Annotated in this window: 14 protein-coding genes; 5 read left to right on the top strand and 9 right to left on the bottom strand. The window is 70.5% G+C overall.

The features are described 5' to 3' along the window. Window positions 1-8: 8 nt before the first annotated feature. From QQ657_RS01660 to QQ657_RS01650, 3 genes are read right to left on the bottom strand one after another with little or no spacing between them, the layout of a single operon-like run. A complete protein-coding gene (locus QQ657_RS01660; RefSeq protein WP_284740207.1) occupies window positions 9-632 on the bottom strand; it encodes a TetR/AcrR family transcriptional regulator in 624 nt (207 codons plus the stop codon). A 41-nt stretch (window positions 633-673) separates the two neighbouring features. Further along, window positions 674-1,642 carry a phosphotriesterase family protein gene (locus tag QQ657_RS01655; protein WP_284740206.1) on the bottom strand — a complete coding sequence of 323 codons (969 nt, stop codon included), beginning with the start codon at window positions 1,640-1,642 and terminating at the stop codon, window positions 674-676. Continuing rightward, entirely contained in the window at window positions 1,642-3,294 is a 1,653-nt protein-coding gene (locus tag QQ657_RS01650) for an AMP-binding protein (RefSeq protein ID WP_284740205.1), read from the bottom strand. Before QQ657_RS01650 ends, QQ657_RS01655 begins: the two co-directional genes overlap by 1 nt. 288 nt (window positions 3,295-3,582) lie before the next feature. Between QQ657_RS01650 and QQ657_RS01645 the strand changes: the two genes are divergently transcribed. Continuing rightward, complete coding sequence (locus QQ657_RS01645) at window positions 3,583-4,398, top strand: hypothetical protein (RefSeq protein WP_284740204.1); 816 nt, start codon at window positions 3,583-3,585, stop codon at window positions 4,396-4,398. A gap of 54 nt (window positions 4,399-4,452) precedes the next feature. Here the strand turns inward: QQ657_RS01645 and QQ657_RS01640 are convergent, their stop codons facing one another. Beyond that, window positions 4,453-7,500: a glycoside hydrolase family 2 TIM barrel-domain containing protein gene (locus QQ657_RS01640; protein WP_284740203.1), complete on the bottom strand. Its 3,048-nt coding sequence runs from the start codon at window positions 7,498-7,500 to the stop codon at window positions 4,453-4,455. A gap of 155 nt (window positions 7,501-7,655) precedes the next feature. On the opposite strand from QQ657_RS01640, the gene QQ657_RS01635 reads away from it, so the two are divergent. From QQ657_RS01635 to QQ657_RS01625, 3 genes are all read left to right on the top strand, one after another. Beyond that, window positions 7,656-8,453, top strand: a complete 798-nt coding sequence (locus QQ657_RS01635; RefSeq protein WP_284740202.1) for an enoyl-CoA hydratase-related protein — start codon at window positions 7,656-7,658, stop codon at window positions 8,451-8,453. A 68-nt stretch (window positions 8,454-8,521) separates the two neighbouring features. Beyond that, window positions 8,522-8,830, top strand: coding sequence for a Rossmann-fold NAD(P)-binding domain-containing protein (locus QQ657_RS01630; RefSeq protein ID WP_284740201.1), 309 nt, complete (start codon window positions 8,522-8,524; stop codon window positions 8,828-8,830). Continuing rightward, on the top strand, window positions 8,827-10,146 hold the full coding sequence (locus QQ657_RS01625; RefSeq protein ID WP_284740200.1) for a DUF4474 domain-containing protein: 1,320 nt from the start codon (window positions 8,827-8,829) through the stop codon (window positions 10,144-10,146). Before QQ657_RS01630 ends, QQ657_RS01625 begins: the two co-directional genes overlap by 4 nt. 6 nt (window positions 10,147-10,152) lie before the next feature. Here the strand turns inward: QQ657_RS01625 and QQ657_RS01620 are convergent, their stop codons facing one another. Then, on the bottom strand, window positions 10,153-10,404 hold the full coding sequence (locus QQ657_RS01620; protein WP_284740199.1) for a hypothetical protein: 252 nt from the start codon (window positions 10,402-10,404) through the stop codon (window positions 10,153-10,155). Window positions 10,405-10,440: 36 nt separating this feature from the next. After that, window positions 10,441-13,098 carry a lectin gene (locus tag QQ657_RS01615; protein ID WP_284740198.1) on the bottom strand — a complete coding sequence of 886 codons (2,658 nt, stop codon included), beginning with the start codon at window positions 13,096-13,098 and terminating at the stop codon, window positions 10,441-10,443. Window positions 13,099-13,291: 193 nt separating this feature from the next. Between QQ657_RS01615 and QQ657_RS01610 the strand changes: the two genes are divergently transcribed. Further along, window positions 13,292-13,810, top strand: a complete 519-nt coding sequence (locus QQ657_RS01610; protein WP_284740197.1) for a dihydrofolate reductase family protein — start codon at window positions 13,292-13,294, stop codon at window positions 13,808-13,810. A 100-nt stretch (window positions 13,811-13,910) separates the two neighbouring features. On the opposite strand, the gene QQ657_RS01605 is transcribed toward QQ657_RS01610, so the two are convergent. From QQ657_RS01605 to QQ657_RS01595, 3 genes are read right to left on the bottom strand one after another with little or no spacing between them, the layout of a single operon-like run. Continuing rightward, on the bottom strand, window positions 13,911-15,353 hold the full coding sequence (locus QQ657_RS01605) for an acyl-CoA carboxylase subunit beta (RefSeq protein ID WP_284740196.1): 1,443 nt from the start codon (window positions 15,351-15,353) through the stop codon (window positions 13,911-13,913). Further along, on the bottom strand, window positions 15,350-16,120 hold the full coding sequence (locus QQ657_RS01600) for an SDR family oxidoreductase (protein WP_284740195.1): 771 nt from the start codon (window positions 16,118-16,120) through the stop codon (window positions 15,350-15,352). The genes QQ657_RS01605 and QQ657_RS01600 overlap by 4 nt, the downstream gene beginning before the upstream one ends. Beyond that, window positions 16,117-16,869 carry an SDR family oxidoreductase gene (locus QQ657_RS01595; RefSeq protein ID WP_284740194.1) on the bottom strand — a complete coding sequence of 251 codons (753 nt, stop codon included), beginning with the start codon at window positions 16,867-16,869 and terminating at the stop codon, window positions 16,117-16,119. Before QQ657_RS01595 ends, QQ657_RS01600 begins: the two co-directional genes overlap by 4 nt. Window positions 16,870-16,950 lie beyond the last annotated feature (81 nt).

Raw genomic sequence — 16,950 nt, 5'->3', positions numbered from 1 at the left:
CCCGTCAATCAACCAGGTGGGCGGAGCGCGTCCAGGAGCAGGTCCGCGTAGTGGTCGCCCACCTGCCGCGCCGACAGCGTGCCGCCGCGGCGGTACCACGAGCCCAGGTGGTGGACCGAGCCGAAGAAGAAGTCGACCACCACGTCGGCCGGCTTGTCCGTGCGGAACTCGCCCGAGGCCTGCCCTTCCTCGACCAGGCCGCGGAAGCGCTCGTGGTACTTGCGGCGCTCGGCGCGGACCGCCTTCTGCTTGTCCGGGGACAGCTGGTGCATCGACTGCAGGAAGATCGTGTTGTCGTCGAGGTTGTCGATGCTGGACACGACCACGTCGGACGCCGCCGCGGCGAGGCGTTCACGCAGCGGGGCACTCGACGACGCGACGCTCTCCAGCTGGCGGGTCTGCTCGCGCAGGACCCGGGCGTAGATCTCGTAGAGCAGGTCGTCCTTCGAGCCGAAGTAGTGGTACATCGCGCCCTTGGTGACGCCCGCGGCCTCGACGATCTCCTGGACGGACGTGCGGTCGAAGCCCTTCTTGGCGAACAGCTTCGTCGCGTGCTCCAGCAGCCGGCGCGGCACGGCGGCCTGGTCGTCGCCGGCCGCCTCGCCCGGCTTGCGGGTGCTTGCACGAGTCACAGCAAGTACCCCCTCTCGAGTCGAACGCACAGGATAACGGCTCACTCGCGCCAGGACAGGAACCGCCGCGGATTGTCCACGAGCATCGTGGTGATGTCCGTTTCGGACACCCCGCGGTCCCGCAGTGCGGGCAGCACGTCCCGGGTGATGTGCAGGTAGTGCCAGTTCGGCGTGAGCACCGGCAACTGCTCGGCAGGCAGCCAGTCGATGTAGCAGGACGCGTCGTGCGAGAGCACCATGCTGCCCGCGTAGCCGCGTTCGCACATCGCGGCGACCGTGTTCACCCGCTCCTCGAACGGCAGCAGCAGGTCCAGCCCGAAGCGGTCCATGCCCAGCAGCGACCCGCGGTCGGCCAGCTCGGTCAGGTAGCCCAGGTCCGTCGAGTCGCCGGAGTGCCCGACCAGCACGCGGCTCAGGTCGACGCCCTCGTCGGTGAAGATCGCCTGCTGCTCCAGCCCGCGCCGCGTGCCGGCGTGCGTGTGCGTCATGATCGGCGCGCCCGTCTCGACGTGCGCCTTCGCCACCGCGCGCAGCACCCGCTCGACACCGGGCGTCACGCCGGGTTCGTCGGTGGCGCACTTGAGCAGCCCCGCCTTGACGCCGGTGCCCGCGATGCCCTCGCGGAGGTCCCCGGTGAACATCCCGACGAGCGGGTCCTCGCCCTGCAGCATCGTGCCGGGCCCGCGGAAGTGCAGGTAGTGCGGCACGTCGTTGTAGGTGTAGAGCCCGGTGGCGACGACGATGTTGACGTCGACCTCGGCGGCGACCCGCTGCACGCGCGGGATGTAGCGGCCCAGGCCGATCACCGTCGGATCGACGATCGTGTCGATACCCGCGTCCTTCAGCTCCTTGAGCCGCCGGATCGCCTCGGGGACGTGCTCGTCCTCCTTGAAGCCTTCGTGTTCGGGGTAGTTGGCGACGAATTCGGGACTGAGCACGAAGAGGTGTTCGTGCATCAGGACCTTGCCCAGCGCTTCCGGCGCGATCGCGCCGCGGACCGTCTCGACCATCAGCCCCTCGCTCGCAGTTCGCGGCGCAGGATCTTGCCGCTCGTGGTCTTCGGCAGCTCGTCGAGGACTTCGATGGTGCGCGGGTACTTGTAGGCGGCGAGCCGTTCCTTGCACCAGGCCACGAGCTCCGCTGGGTCGGCGGTGACGCCGGGCGCGGGGCTGACGTACGCCTTGACCGTCTCGCCGCGGTACTCGTCGGCGATCCCGACGACGGCGGCCTCGCGCACCGACGGGTGCGTGTACAGGACGTCTTCGACCTCACGTGGCCAGACCTTGAAGCCGGACGCGTTGATCATGTCCTTCTTGCGGTCGACGACGTAGACCCAGCCGCGCTCGTCCATGAACCCGATGTCGCCGGTGAGCAGCCGCCCGCCGGGCAGCGCCTCGGCCGTCGCGTCCGGGCGGTTCCAGTAGCCGGAGACGACCATCGGGCCCTCGACGGCGATCTCGCCCGGCTGTCCGAATGGCAGTTCTTCGCCGTTCTCGCCGAGGATCCGGACGATCGTGTCCGGCACCGGCAGGCCGATCGAGATCGTGCCGGACTCCGGGTCGATCGGCGCCTCGAGGGTGCCGGGGACGACGACGCAGCCGGCCGTCGTCTCGGTGAGGCCGTAGCCGTTGTGGATGTAGTGCCCGGTCTTCGCGCGGAACGCCTCGACGACCGCGGGCGGCAGCGCGGCGCCGCCGGAGTAGAGCAGGGCGAACGACGCGAAGTGGTCGCGGCTGAAGGACGGGTGGGCCATCAGGGCCATGTAGGCCGTCGACGGCCCGACCGTGTACGACGGCTCGTGCTCGAGGAAGGCGTCGAGCACGACCCCGGCGTCGAAGCGGTAGGCGAGGGCGAGCGTGCCCCCGATGTCGATCGCGGAGCCGACTTCACAGACCATGCCGGTGATGTGGAACAGCGGCGCGAGCCCGAAGAGCGTCGAGCCTTCGGGGAGCCCGCTGAACGAGCCGAGGCCGGCGGCGTTGGTGCCGATGTTGCCGTGGGTGTTGGTGGCGCCCTTGGGGGTGCCGCTCGTGCCGGAGGTGTAGCTGATCAGCGCGGTGTCGTCGAGCGCGAAGGCGGGTTCGGGCGGCTTCGGGCCCGGGGTGGCGGCGGCTTCGAGGAGTTCGGTGGCTCCCGGAGTCTCTTCGCGAGTGACCTTGCCCAACACGCGCTCGTCGTTCCGCGACTGGAACTCCAGCTCGCTGGTGGTGAGCGTGATGCCGACGCCGTTTTCGGCCGCGGTCTTGCCGATGTAGGCGTTCCAGCCGCGCTGGGAGCAGACGACCGCCTTGACGTCGGCGTCGGTGAAGACGTGGGTCAGCTCGCGCTCGCGGTACATCGGGTTGACCGGCACCACGATCCCGCCGGCCTTCCACGCGCCGAGCAGCGCGATGACGAACTGCGGGATGTTCTGCAGCACCAGGGCGAGCCGGTCGCCACGGCCGAAGCCGTTCCGCGTGAGGTAGCGGGCGACGCCGTCGGAGAGGTCGTCGACCTCGCGGTAGCTCAGCCGGGCGTCGAAGTAGGCGATCGCGGCCCGGTCGGGGACGTGGTCCACCGCGCGGCGGAACGACTCGGGCAGCGTCGTCGGCTTCGCCGGTTCCGCGGTCCGCGCCCGTTCGTCGTAGCTCGCGAGCCAGGGCTTCGCGTCGTACCAGCTCATCCAGTGACCTCCTTTGGACACCGACCGGTCGGTATGGCGACGCTAGGAGGCCATGGCGGTCCGCGTCAAGACCCGGCTCCGCCACGGAAATTCAGAACTCTCGTTTCACTACTGAATACGGACGCCGGTTCGAAATGGTTCAGCATCTCTCTATTTCTCGACTCACTCTGGACAAATGCCTGGTGGAGCCGCCACGATGGCTTCCGCGACCGACTCGGCCGCACCATTCGGAACAACCGCGCGCTGCCCGTGTGGACCCTCTATGTTCACGCTAACTTGGAGTGATTCATGCCTGCTACCGGTGGACGACACCGCCTCTCGCGGCGGACGAAGATCGCGACGGCGGCCCTCGGCCTCGGGATCGCGGCCGGAGCGCTGGTGATCGCGACGACCGTCGGCGACCCCGGCGCCGCCAACGCCGCCACGGGTGGGCAGATCACCTGCCCGGACGTCGCCTCGCAGCTCCCCGCGATTCCCGCTCAGGCCCAGGCCGAGGTCCAGCGCAACCTCGACCTGCTGAACACGCAGATCGCCGAAGCGAACAACCGCCTCGTCAGCACCGCGGGCCAGGGTGGCCCCAACTTCGTGCAGAACGCCATCCTCGGCCCGCTGGCCGACAAGCGGACGTCGACGATCGACCGGATCGCCATCGCCATCGGCCGCCAGGGCGAGAAGCCGCAGAACCTCGGCGGGCTCGCCGCGTGCTCGCTGGGCGGGCAGGCCGGCACCGGCGCGGGGACCGTCTCGACCGCGCCGGCCCAAGGCACCGGGAACACCGGGAACGCGGGCGGCAACGCCGGGAATACCGGCACCGACGCCGGGCAGATCTCGTGCCCCGACGTGGAAAGCCGGCTGCCGGCGATTCCCGCCCAGGCTCAAGCCGAGGTCCAGCGCAACCTCGACCTGCTGAACACGCAGATCGCCGAAGCGAACAACCGGCTCGTCACCAGCGCTGGTGAAGGCGGTGCGAACTTCGTCCAGAACGCCATCCTCGGCCCGCTCGAGGACAAGCGCGTCGCGACGATCAACCGCATCGCGACCGCCATCGGCCGCAACGCCGACAAACCGCAGGGCCTCGACGCACTCGCCCCCTGCAGCCTCTGACCGCGTCGTGAGTGAGAAACAGTGTTTTAACCCTGTTTCTCACTCACGACCGCGTTAGCGGGCGACGAGGGTGCTGATCCGGAGGAACGTCCGGGTCGTCAACGTGACCCGCACTTCCGTGGTGGTGACCGGCTCGAACGAGAACGTCGTCGGGTCGTTCGATCCGGTCCCCCACGTGATCTTCAGGTCGCGCACCGCCGCGATCCCGCGGTCCGTGCGGTAGGCGACCTCGACCGCGTCCGGGCGTCCGTGCCGGGCGTCCACGACGAAGTTCGCCGTGATCGTGGCGAAGCGCTGCGGCCTCGGCCAGACGAGGGACACCCAGTCTTCCGGCCGCGCCCGGCTCACCGCGGGCAGCGTCGCGGTCGCCTGCTTCACGTAGAAGTTCGACCAGCCGGTGGCCGGGTCGCCGTCCAGCATCGCCGCGGGCAGCGTGTCCGGGGCGCCCGAATAGCTCGCGTCCGCGGCCAGGACGACCGGTGCGTCCGGACGGTCGACCGCTCGTGCGCCGGGGCCGTTGCGCTGCCCGAGGTTCGTCCCCGGCACCGTGATCTTCCCCGGCGTCAGGCCCGGCGCGCTCGCCGTGACGGTGATCGGGCCCCGGCCGCCGGTCGCGGCGATGACGGCGACGGCCTGGCCGTGGAACGCCGGGATCGACGGCTGCTGGTAGCTCTGCGCGAGCTCCTGCCGGCCGTTGTCCACCCCGGCGACCCGCCCCGGCCCGCCGACGGTGAACCGCAGCACCGGCTCCCCACTGGGCACGACGACGCCGCGGGAGTCCACGACCGACGCCGTCACGAACGCCATGGCGCCCTCGCCGCGCGGCTCGGCGGTGAGCGTGACCGCGCGCGGCGGCCCGGCCGTCACGAGCTTGTCGCGGGCGACTTCGCGCCCGCCGGACCGGGCGATCGCGGTGAGCGTGCCGGGTTCGAACGGCACCGTCCACGTCAGGTGCAGCTTGCCGGAACTGCCGTTCGGGCTGGTGTAGCTGCCGGAGGGGTCGTTCTTGTCGTCGCCGACGAGCTCGGTCGTCTCGAGGTAGGACCGGCCGTCCACAGTGGTCTTCCGGTCGAACTTCTTGACCCCCAACGACTTGCCGTTGAGGACCAGCTCGACGGTGTCCACAGTGGAGTAGACCCACACCGCGACGGGTTCGCCGGGACGGGGGGTCGTCCAGTCCATCGGCGTCAGGTGCACCATCGGCGTGGTGACCCACTGGCTGCGGAAGAGGTGGAAGGCGTCCTTGGGCAGGCCCGCGCTGTCGACCGCGCCGAAGAACGACGTCTTGACCGGGAAGACGTCGTACGGCGTCGGCTCGCCCAGGTAGTCCTGGCCGGCCCAGAGGAACTGGCCCTGGCAGAACTTCCGGTCACGGTCCTTCTTCAGCGAGTACTCGCCGCTGAACGTCCACGAGGCCAGGTTGTTGTCGTACGACGACGTCGCCCGCTTGCCCGGCGTGTGGTTCTCGCCGGTGTTGAGCAGGCCCGGGTCCTGGTACGCCCCGCGCGTCGAGGTCTCCGACGACGACTCGGACTCGAAGAAGAACTTGTCCGGGTAGGCCGCGTGCAGGCCGTCGATCGACTGGGCGGTGTTGTAGTTGACGCCGAGACCGTCGAGCTGCCGCAGGATCAGGTCCTGCGGCGAGCCGGGCGCGGGCACGCTCCGGTAGCGGTCCGAGCCCATGATGACAGGCCTGGTCGGGTCGATGCCGCGAACGACGGCGATCAGCCCCGCCGCGATCTCCGGGCCGCCGGCCATCGACGCGTCCGGCACCTCGTTGCCGATCGACCAGAGCACGACCGACGGCGAGTTCTTGGCCGCGTGCACCATTTCGGCGATGTCGCGCGCGCTCCACGCGTCGAAGTCGCGGTGGTAGTCGAACTCGACCTTCCCGGTCCGCCAGCAGTCGAACGCCTCGACCATCATCAGGATCCCGAGCCGGTCGCAGGCCGCCACCAGCTCGGGCGCGGGCGGGTTGTGCGCGGTCCGCAGCGCATTGACGCCCATCGCGAGCATCAGCCGCAGCTGCCGCTCCAGCGCGGCCGGGTCGATCACGGCACCGAGCGCGCCCTGGCTCGCATGCAGGTTGACCCCGCGCAGCTTCATCGGCACGCCGTTGAGCGAGAACCCGTGGTCCGGGTGGAACTCGGTGTAGCGGAAGCCGAAGTCCGTCGTGGTCGTGTCGAGCACGCGCCCGGCGACGACGACGTCGGTGCGGACGCGGTACAGCCGGGGCTGCTCGACCGACCACAACCGCGGGTCGGCGACGCTCTGCGTGGTGACGGCCGTGGTGGTCTTCCCCGCGGCCACCGGCACGGTCGCCGAGCCCGTCGCCACCACGCGGCCCGCGGCGTCGGTGACGGTGGTGCGCACCAGCGCTGCCAGCGCCCCGGCGGAGTCGTTCACGACGTCGGTGGCCACCTTGACGGTGCCGCGGCCGGCGGCGACGTCGGGGGTGGTGACGAAGGTGCCGTGCCGGGCGATGTGCACCGGCTCGGTGACGACCAGCCGGACCTTGCGGTAGATGCCGCTGCCGGAGTACCAGCGGCTGCTGGGCAGCGGGTTCACCGCCCGCACGGCGAGAACGTTCGGGGTCCGGCCGTCGGTGTGCAGGCGGCCGGTGAGGTCGAAGGCGAAGCCGGTGTAGGCGTACGGGTGGTTGCCGAGCAGCTCACCGTTCACGTGAACATGCGCGTCCGAATAAACGCCGTCGAACTCGACCGACACGCGTTTGCCGGCGACCGAGGGCGGCAGGGTGAACGTCTTGCGGTACCAGCCGAGGCCGCCGCGGAAGAAGCCGGACGAGCTGACGGTGCCGTTCGGGGTCGGCGGGAGTTCGATGCTCCAGTCGTGGGGGACGTCGACGAGCTGCCACCCCGAGTCGTCGTACGCGGGGTTCGCGGCGTCGGCGAAGCGGCCGTCCGGGTCGGTGACGCCGTCGGGGTTCGCGAGGACGAACCGCCAGCCGCCGGTCAGGTCGGTAGTCCGGCCGGCGAGCGCGGGGCCCGCTCCGGCGACCGCGGCGACCGGCGCGAGGGCCGAGGTCACGACAGCGGCGCCGGCTCCGCCCAGGACCTGACGTCTGCTCGGGGTGTGCGGCATCGGAGAAGTCCCTTCCAGCGGCGTCGCGGGCGGAAAGGACTATCGCACAAGGATTTCGCCAGCTCCAAAGGGTTCGATAATTTCGAACTCGCGGTTCGGCTGGCCACGACGCCAAGCGACCGCTTAGTATGGGCAGCGACCCCGAGGAGGCAGTCATGTCCACTGTGGACGGAGTCCGGTACGCGGCGGACGGCCCGGTCGCCACGCTGACGTTCGACAAACCCGACCGCAGCAACGCGATGGACGTGCCGATGCAGGTCCGCTATGGCGGCCTGCTGCGGGAGGCGGACGCGGACCCGGCGATCCGGGCGGTGGTCGTCACGGGCGCGGGCCGGGCGTTCTGCCCGGGTGCCGACCTGGGGTTGCTGGACGACATCGCCGCCGCTCCCCCGGCATCCGGCGGCGGGCACGAGAACTTCCGCGACGTCCTGGCGGCGTCGTCGGTGGGCGTGCCGGTGGTGGCGGCGATCAACGGAGGCTGCGCGGGCCTGGGGTTCGTGATCGCGTGCTCGGCGGACGTCCGGTTCGCCGCGGCGGGCGCGAAGTTCACCACGGCGTTCGCCCGCCGCGGGCTGATCGCGGAGTACGGGATCGCGAAGCTGCTGCCCACGCTGGTGGGCGAGGGCCGGGCGCGCGACCTGCTGCTGTCCGGGCGGACGTTCACGGCGGAACAGGCGCTGGAGTACGGGCTGGTCCAGGAGGTGGTCCCGGCGGAGGAGTTGCCGTTGCGGGCTCACGCGTACGCGACGGAGCTGGCGACGTACAGCGCGCCTCGGTCGATGGCGGTGATGAAGGCGCAGTTCTTGCGGGAGGCGCTGCTGCCCCTGGAGGAGGCGGCTCGCGAGGCTACGGCGTTGATGATCGAGTCGTTCGGGCGTCCGGAGCTGGCCGAGGGGCTGGCCAGCTGGAACGAGCGTCGCGAGCCGAAGTTCCCGTCCCACCCGGCTGACTGAAACCCCCACGCTCACCGCGGCACGACTGTTACATTGCCGACAGATCGTGTCACACGGGGAGGAAGCCGGTGGGGTTCGAGGTCGACGTCGAAGGCATTCGCAAGGCCGCGGCCAAGCTCGGCGAGGGAAAGCCGCCCACACTCGCCGCAGGCGGGTCTCCGAATGTCGGTGCCAGCGATCGAGCTGCCGGATTCGCCGGCGACTACGACGTCTGGCTCACCACCCGGCAGGAAGACCTGCAGGCCGCGCAGCAGCAGGTCGCGAGCCTGGTCGAAAGCATCCAGACCGCCGCGAAGAGCTATCACGCCACCGACGCCGGAGCCCGCGACGCGTTCCTGAAAGCCCTCGACAGCGGCTTCGGACGGATCGACCGGTGACCGGGGTCTTCGACCGGATCCACGACCTCGCCGCCAAGGTCGACCAAGGCAGCACGACCGAGCTGGACGACCGGGCCCGCGCCTGCCGGACCGCCAAGGAAGCCGTCGAGGACGCCAAGGCGCTGATCGAGAGCGTCCGCGTCGAACTGAGCGAGGGCTGGCAAGGCGGCGCCGGCGAAGCCGCGCTGAGTTCGCTCGACGCCTTCAAGAAGAACCGCGACGAACAGGCCGAAGACCTCGAGGAGTCGGCGAAGTCGTTCGAGGTGATCCGCGACGCGCTGGCGAAGGCCCAGTCGGAAGCCCGCGACAAGCGTGAGCGTGCCGACGCCCTCCGGACGAAGCTCGACCGCGTCTGGCACGACCTGAGCAACGGCAAGGGGAACATCGTCTTCGCCTGGGGACAGGACAAGATCTTCAAGGCCGAAGCCCTGGTTCTGCTGGCCGACCTGCAGCTGGCCGTCACGACCTATGACGCCGTCCTGCTCGCCGAAGGCCTGAAGCTGCGCAACAAGACCGGGCAGATCTGGGAGCTCGCGGGCTCCGAAAAGCGCAACCCGGCCGAGATCGCCGCGATCCTGCTCCGTGAGCTGCCGGCCCTCGCCGCGCTGGTGGCGAAGAACCCGGAACTGCGGCTCGCCCTGCTCGCGGGCGACTGGGACAAGATCATGCAGGACCCCGACGTCGCGCAGGTGATCTACGACTACTTCGGCTTCAAGTACGACGAGAACGGCGACTTCTACACCACCGGCGAGCACTCGGTGCAGAGCTACCTCGGCTGGCACGACCTCTACGACAAGCTGGAACCCGTCATCGGCGCGAAGCTCGACCACACCAGCGACGACGGCGACAACATGGAGTTCACCGACCCCAAGACCGGGAAGCAGTACCGGCTGGAGCTGTGGAAGGGCAGCTACGGCTTCGGCGACGCGTTCGGCGGCGAAGTCGGCTTCTACACGCGAGAGCCCGGAGACGACCACCCCGAGGGCTACTACTCCGCCGCCCAGGGCGACGACCAGATCAAGGTCACCCAGCAGATCTACGACAAGACGACCGGCGAGGTCTACTTCACCAACGACGGCCAGGGCGCCGACGGCACCGACAAGAAGCACTTCTGGAACCTGGCGATCCGCACCGACTCGAGCGTGAACCCCGACGCACTCGGCCAGCGGGCCACGATCGAGGTGCGCGACACCGACATGCGCGACCGGATCTACGCCGAGATGACCCGGTACGCCGCGGCGCACCCCGACCAGCACCTCACGGTCACGAAGGGCTCCGACGACCCGCCCACCCTGAGCTACGACTGGCGGAAGTGACGCCCGTCAGTAGCCGGTCAGCGGCTTGAACTCCCAGGCCCCGTCCTCGTCCCGGTCATCCTGGCGCGCCGGGGCCGGGCGGTCGGCGAGGCCGTCGAACACCCCGGCGACGTCGACCAGCGCGGCGACCTCGTCGGCGACGTGGCGACCGTGCCGGGCTTCGATGTCTTCCAGCCCTTCGCGCAGGGCCGTGGTCGCGGCGCTCCTGGCCTGGCCCTGCAGGGTGCGGGCCAGCTCCGCCGGGGTCGAGTCGCTCATGGACCCACCCTAAGGGCCCGGGTCTGCCGCGGCCGGTCAGCCGTGGGTCCACTTCTGGGCCGCGCTCTGGTTGCAGTCGTAGATCTGCAGTTGCGTCCCATCGGTCGTCGTGCTGCCCGGGTCGTCCAGGCAGCGGCCCGACTGCGGGTTCACCAGCGCGCCGCCCGTGCCCGCCTGCCATGTCTGGGCACCCGATCCGTTGCACTGCCACAGCTGGACCTTCGTGCCGTTCGCCGTGCCGCTGTTGCTCACGTCGAGGCAGCCGCCCTGGGCCTGGAACGTCCCGTCCGCTCCCGCGAACCACTTCTGCGCCCCGGTGCTGTTGCACGTGTACAGCTGCGCGTGCGTCCCGTTCGCCGTGCCGCTCTGCGCCACGTCCGCGCACTTGCCAGCGATGCCCGAGGTCAGCGGCCCCAAGTGCGGCAGCGTCCCGTCGTACGACGGCGGCGGGTTCGACGCCGCCCACGCCGTGTTCGGCGACGTCCCCAGCGAGAACGCCAGCGTCCCGCCCGAGGTGATCGCCGACGTCGGGGCGTACGCGTTGTTCCACACCGACCCGTTCCACGACGCGCTCTGGACGTACGGCGCGTTGTCCGCGGCCGCCGGGGCGTTCACCGTCAGCGTGCTGCCGCTCGGGAGCGTCACCACCGCCTGCGTGAACAGCGGGCTGCCCAGCGCCAGGTCCGCCGTGCCCGGCGTCATCGGGTAGAAACCCAGTGCGGAGAACACGTACCACGCGCTCATCGCGCCGAGGTCGTCGTTGCCGGCCAGCCCGCCCGGCGCGTCGGTCCAGATCTGGTCCTGCACCTGCCGGACGACCTTCTGCGTCTTGTACGGCTGCCCGACGTAGTCGTACTCCCACGGCAGCTCCAGGCTCGGCTCGTTGCCGAGGTCGGCCTGCGACCCGCCGCTGCCGTGGAACCCGGCCAGCACGCTGTCGAGATAGCTGATCAGCGACGCGTTGCCGCCGCGCGCCGCGGCGAGGCCGGCGACGTTGAACGGCACCATGCCGGTGTACTGCCACGACGTGCCCTCGACGAAGTTCGACCCGCTCGCCGGGTTGAAGCCGCCGGTCCAGCCGCCGCCCGTGTCCTTGGGCTGCATGAACCCGCTGGACGCGTTGAAGGTGTTCTTCCAGTTCTGCGCCCGGCCGGCGTAGAACGCCTGGTTCGCGGTGTCCCCGAGCGCTCCGGCGAACGCCGAGAGCGCGAAGTCCGCCGTGTCGTACTCCAGCTGCGTCGAGACCGGGCCATAGAAGTTGCAGCACTGGTAGGTGCCGTTCGCCGGCAGATAGCCGGGCGCATTCGTCGCGTTGAGCCCCGGCCGGACGTTGGTGAGCGCGCTCGCTTCGTGCAGCATCGCCTGCAACGCCGCCGACGTGTCGAAGTTCCGGGCTCCGAAGGCGTAGTAGCTCGCGAGGATCGCCGTGCCGGGGTCACCGACCATCACGTACGTCTCGCCGTTGTTCTGCGACCACTTGGGCAGCCCGCCGCCCTGGGCGTAGTCGGCGATCATCGACTGCGCGATGTCGCTCGTCTGCGCCGGCGCCAGCAACGCGGTCAGTTGCGCCTGCGTGCGGTAGATGTCCCAGCCGGAGAAGTTGGCGTAGTGCGCCGAGTGTCCACTCGCGACGGTGTGCACCTGGTTGTCGAAGCCGATGTACTGGCCATTGCGGTCGGAGAACACGTTGGGGTGCAACAGCGAGTGGTACAGCGCGGTGTAGAAGACGCGCTGCTGCGCCGCGGTGCCGCCGGCGACCTGGATCCGGCCGAGCAGGGAGTTCCAGCTGTCGTGCGCGGCCTGCTTGGTGGCGGCGAAGTCGAACGCCGGGATGTCGGCCGCGCGGTTCGCGACCGCGTTGGCCACCGAGACGTAGGAGATGCCGACCTTGGCCTGCACCGTGGGGTTGGTGGTCGTGTCGAACCGGACGTACGCGCTGCCCGGGCTGGCGTCCGGAGCCGCGGCGGCGGCCGTCGCGGTGCCGTGCAGTTTCCCGGGTGATGCCTTGGGGGTCACGGCCGCTGCGGCCGCGGTGCCGCTGGAGCTGAACGCGCGGTCGAAGACGACGTCGAAGTAGAGCGTGTAGGTGAACCCGGCGCCGCAGAAGTGCCCGGACGTGACCGAACCGGACACTTCGGTCGGGCTGACCACCGTCCACGTCTGGTTCGACGTGCCGTTCTGGCTGCCGTTGAGCTTGAACTGCAGGTTCGCCTGGGACGTCGAGGGGAACGTGAACCGGCCGATCCCGGACCGCAGCGCGGCGGTCAGTTCGGTGTTCACGCCGTTTCCGAGGTTCACCGAGTAGGCGCCCGGGCTCGCGGATTCGTTGCCGTGGCTGAAGGACACGCTCGCGCCGGTGTTCACCGCGCCGACCGTCGGCAGGATCGGGACGTCGCCGTCGGCGCCGCAGCCCGGGCCGGACAGGTGCGTCAGGCTGAACCCGGTGATGGACGAGTCCTTGTACTCGTAGCCGCCGCCGTCGGGACGGCTGGGCGTGTCGGGACTCCACTGGAGCATCCCGAACGGGACGTCCGCGCCGGGGAAGTCGTCGGCGGCGTTGGAGGTGCCGATGAACGGGTTCACCAGCGACGCCGGGTCGGTGACCAGCGGCGCCGCGGACGCGGGTACGGGGATCAGCCCGGCCAGAGCCAGGACGGTCACGGCTGTCAGCCGCGTGAGGGAACGCAAGACCATGTCACTTGTCCTTCACCGTCGAGCACAAGTAGTTCAGCCTGTTGCGATCCGGAACGGTCCTCGCGCGCTGACACCGTTGTCAACGGTCCGTGGTGATCCTGTCGCGTTCCGGACACGACCGGGTGAAGCCGATGACTTTCCCCGGCCGCCGACGTCAGTACTGAAGTCCGCGAACCGGCCCAAAGGAGACATCGTGGCGAAACTGCTCTACGGCTTCAGCTGCTCGGTCGACGGCTTCATCGCCGGCCCGGGCGGCGACATGTCCTGGCTGACCCCGTACCTCGGCCCGGACCAGCTGGTCGACGAGCTGATCCCGGAGATCGGCTCGCTGCTCGTCGGGCGCCGCACGTTCGGCGGCGACGACCCGCACCGCGGCGACCCGGAGCGCGAGGGCAAGGCCTTCGGCGGCGGCTGGGAGGGCCCGCAGGTCGTGCTGACCCACCGCCCGGCGGCCCCGGTCCCGGGCGTCACGTTCGTCGACAACCTTGTCGGCGCGGTCACCGCGGCGAAGGAGGCGGCGGGCGACAGGTACGTCAACGTCCTCGGCGCGGACATCGCCCGGCAGTGCCTCGAAGCCGGCCTGCTCGACGAGATCCTCGCGATGCCGGTGCCGGTGCTGCTCGGGGATGGCGTGCGGATGTTCGACCACCCGGGCGGCAAGCCCGTCGGGCTGGAACTGCTGCGGCCCAACTGGTACCGCGTGGTCCGCTAGGGCCGCATGCCGAACGACGGACGGCCCACCAGCTTCGGCAGCACTGCGTACGCGTCCGGCACCCAGTCGCACAGTCGCTCGCGGGTCTCGCGCGGGTCGATCACGTCCTCCACCGAAAACCGCTCCGCCGTGCGGAACGGCGAGCGCACCGCGTCCAGGCGGGCGCGGATCTCCTCGATCCGGGCCTCCCGGTCGTCGGCCGCGTCGAGTTCCGCGCGGTAAGCCGCTTCGATGCCGCCCTCGACCGGGAGGGACCCCAGTCGCCCGAGGGCCAGGCCCAGCGGCGGACCAGGCGGTGGCGGTTGACCTGGCCCGCGCCGCCGACGCCGAACACGCGCCTCACGATCACCTCGGCCATCGGGACCCGTGCCTGGTAGACCGCCGTCACCGCGCGGGCGCCGTGGCGGATCGCGCCCGCGCGCTCGGCGGCCGCGCCGATCACCATGCCCGCCTGGTCGGTCAGCGAGACTAGTGGCAGGTGGAACGTCTCGCAGAGGTCGACCAGCCGCGTCATGACGTCGGCACCTTCGGGCGTCAACGTCGCGCCGCGGTACGGGTCGGTGGCCAGGACGCCGACCGGGTGGCCGTTCAGCCGCGCGAGTCCCGCGTAGGCCGACCCACCCGAGACGGCGTAGTCGAACACCGAACCTTCGTCGAAGACGCCGTCGAGCAGCGGCCGCAACCGGTAGGGGTGACGCCGGTTGCGCGGCACCAGCGACAGCAGCGCCTCGTCCCGCCGGTCCACCGGGTCCGAAGTGGACCCGACCGGCGGCAACGAGTCCACAGAGGACGGCAGGTACGCGAGGAACTGTTTCACGACCGCGAAAGCCTCGGCCTCCGACGCCACGATCCGGTCGATCGCGCCGCTGCGCCGGTGGACGTCCGCGCCGCCCAGCTCCTCCTTGGTGAGGTCCTCCCCCGTCGCGTGCTTGACCACCGGCGGCCCGGCGACGAACAGCTGCCCGGCGCCTTCGACCAGGACGTTCACGTGCGCCATCACCGCCCGCGCGGCACCGAGCCCGGCCACCGGGCCGAGGCAGAGCGCGACCACCGGCACCGTCGAGAGGTTGTCCACCACGAGGTCCCAGCCCGGGTTGACCGGAACATAGGTGAACCCGTGCTGCTCCAGCATCTTGACGCTGCCGCCGCCCCCGGTGCCCTCGATCAGCCGCACCATCGGCAGCCCGAGCTCGTTGGCCAGGCGCTCGGCGTGGACCTGCTTCTCCATGATCGCCGCGTCGGCCGCACCGCCGCGGACGGTGAAGTCGTCTCCGCCGATCGCGACGCGGCGCCCATCTAGTCGAGCGGTGCCGATGACGAAGTTGGCCGGGGTGAACGACTCCAGCGAGCCGTCCACATAGGACGCCGTACCGGCGAGCGCGCCGATCTCGTCGAAGCTGCCGGGGTCGGCGAGCGCGGCGATCCGCTCGCGGACCGTCGAGCGCCCGGCGGCGTGCTGGCGGGCCACCTTCTCCGGCCCGCCCATGCGCTCGGCCAGCGCGCGCCGCCGCGCGATCTCGTCGACCTCCGGCTGCCAGCTCATTCGGCTTCGAGGGCCGCTTCGACCTTGCGCTGCAGCTTGTTCATCCCGCTCAGCCAGCGGTCGGTCTGCGTCGCGCGGGCCGCGTAGTAGTCCGCGACCTCCGGATGCGGCAGGACGAGGAACTGCTTCGCCTCGATGGCCGCGAACAGCGCGTCCGCGACCTGCTCGGGCTCGATCGCCGACGCACCCATCAGCAGCTGCCCGGCCGTGCCGGTGCTCTCCAGCATCGCGGTGCGCACACCCTGCGGGCAGATCGCCTGCACGGTGATGCCGCGGTGCCGGTAGGTCGCCGACAGGTACTCGGCGAACGCCAGCGCGCCGTGCTTGGTCACCGAGTACGGCGCCGAGCCGAGGCTGGTGAGCAGGCCGGCGGCGGACACCGTCGCGATGAAGTGGCCCTGGCCGCGCTCGAGCCACGCGGGCAGCAGCAGGTTGGCCGCGCGGACGTGCGCCATGACGTTGACGTCCCAGGTGCGCGCCCACACCTCCTCGGGGCTTTCCGGGCCGCCGAAGGGCGCGATGCCGGCATTGGCGCAGAAGACGTCGATCTCGCCGAGGGTCTCGCGCGCACTCTCGACCAGCTTCGCGACGCCGTCGACGCTCGCGACGTCGCCGACGAACGCCGTCCCGCCGACCTCTTTCGCGATCTCCGCGGCCTTGTCGCCGTCGAGGTCCGCGACCACGACCTGAGCACCGTCCGCGGCGAAGCGGCGGGCCAGCGCGGCACCGATGCCCCCGCCGCCCCCGGTGACGACGACGCCGGTCACAGGCCACCGCCCAGGGTCACGCCGCCGTCGAGCACCATGGTCTGGCCGGTGATCCAGCTCGCGTCGTCGGACAGCAGGAACGCGACGGCGCCGGCGATGTCGGCCGGCACGCCGAGGCGCTTCATCGGGTAGGCCGCCGAGACTTCTTCTTCGCGGCCTTCGTAGAGCGCGGTGGCGAACTTCGTCTTGACGACGGCGGGCGCGACGGCGTTGACGCGGATCTTCGGCCCCAGCTCGGCGCCGAGCTCGACGGTCAGCCGGATCAGCGCGGCCTTGCTGACGCCGTACATGCCGATGCCGGGCGAGGCGCCGAGGCCGGCGACGGAGGCGACGTTGACGACGGCACCGCCGTGCTCCCCCATCCACGCGTCGCGGGCGCGCTTGGTCCAGCCGAGCGGCGCGAGGACGTTGACGCCGAGGATCTTCGCCGCGGCGGCCGGGTCGATGTCCAGGGTGGGCCCGTAGACCGGGTTGATGCCGGTGTTGTTGACCAGGTAGTCGAGCCGGCCGAAGGTCTCGATCGTCTTCGCGATCGCCTCGTCCTGGTGGTCGGTGTCGTCGGACTTGCCGGGGACGAACATGGCGACGTCGGGCCCGCCGAGGGAGTTGACGGCCTCTTCGAGGGCCTCGGGCTTGCGCGCGGTGATGCACACCTTGGCCCCGCGCTCGACGAGCGTCTTCGCGATCCCGAGGCCGATGCCCCGGCTGGCCCCCGTGACGATCGCGACGCGATCCTTGAACGAGTTCACGGCAGTGTGTCTCCTTCGCGGTGTGGTACCCGGCACATGCTAAGCGGTCGGTCAGGTGCTCATTATGCGCGATGCGGCCAT

Origin of the sequence: Amycolatopsis ponsaeliensis (genome assembly GCF_030182635.1) — a bacterium.
Lineage (GTDB): Bacteria > Actinomycetota > Actinomycetes > Mycobacteriales > Pseudonocardiaceae > Amycolatopsis > Amycolatopsis ponsaeliensis.
This window is presented reverse-complemented; position numbering and strand designations above follow the sequence as displayed.

Bases quoted from the DNA above. Each gene is read 5' to 3' on its own strand.
- QQ657_RS01655 (WP_284740206.1), bottom strand. From the start codon at position 1,642: ATGGTCGAGACGGTCCGCGGCGCGATCGCGCCGGAAGCGCTGGGCAAG.
- QQ657_RS01620 (WP_284740199.1), bottom strand. From the start codon at position 10,404: ATGAGCGACTCGACCCCGGCGGAGCTGGCCCGCACCCTGCAGGGCCAG.
- QQ657_RS01605 (WP_284740196.1), bottom strand. From the start codon at position 15,353: ATGAGCTGGCAGCCGGAGGTCGACGAGATCGCGCGGCGGCGCGCGCTG.
- QQ657_RS01640 (WP_284740203.1), bottom strand. From the start codon at position 7,500: ATGCCGCACACCCCGAGCAGACGTCAGGTCCTGGGCGGAGCCGGCGCC.
- QQ657_RS01650 (WP_284740205.1), bottom strand. From the start codon at position 3,294: ATGAGCTGGTACGACGCGAAGCCCTGGCTCGCGAGCTACGACGAACGG.
- QQ657_RS01615 (WP_284740198.1), bottom strand. From the start codon at position 13,098: ATGGTCTTGCGTTCCCTCACGCGGCTGACAGCCGTGACCGTCCTGGCT.
- QQ657_RS01635 (WP_284740202.1), top strand. From the start codon at position 7,656: ATGTCCACTGTGGACGGAGTCCGGTACGCGGCGGACGGCCCGGTCGCC.
- QQ657_RS01645 (WP_284740204.1), top strand. From the start codon at position 3,583: ATGCCTGCTACCGGTGGACGACACCGCCTCTCGCGGCGGACGAAGATC.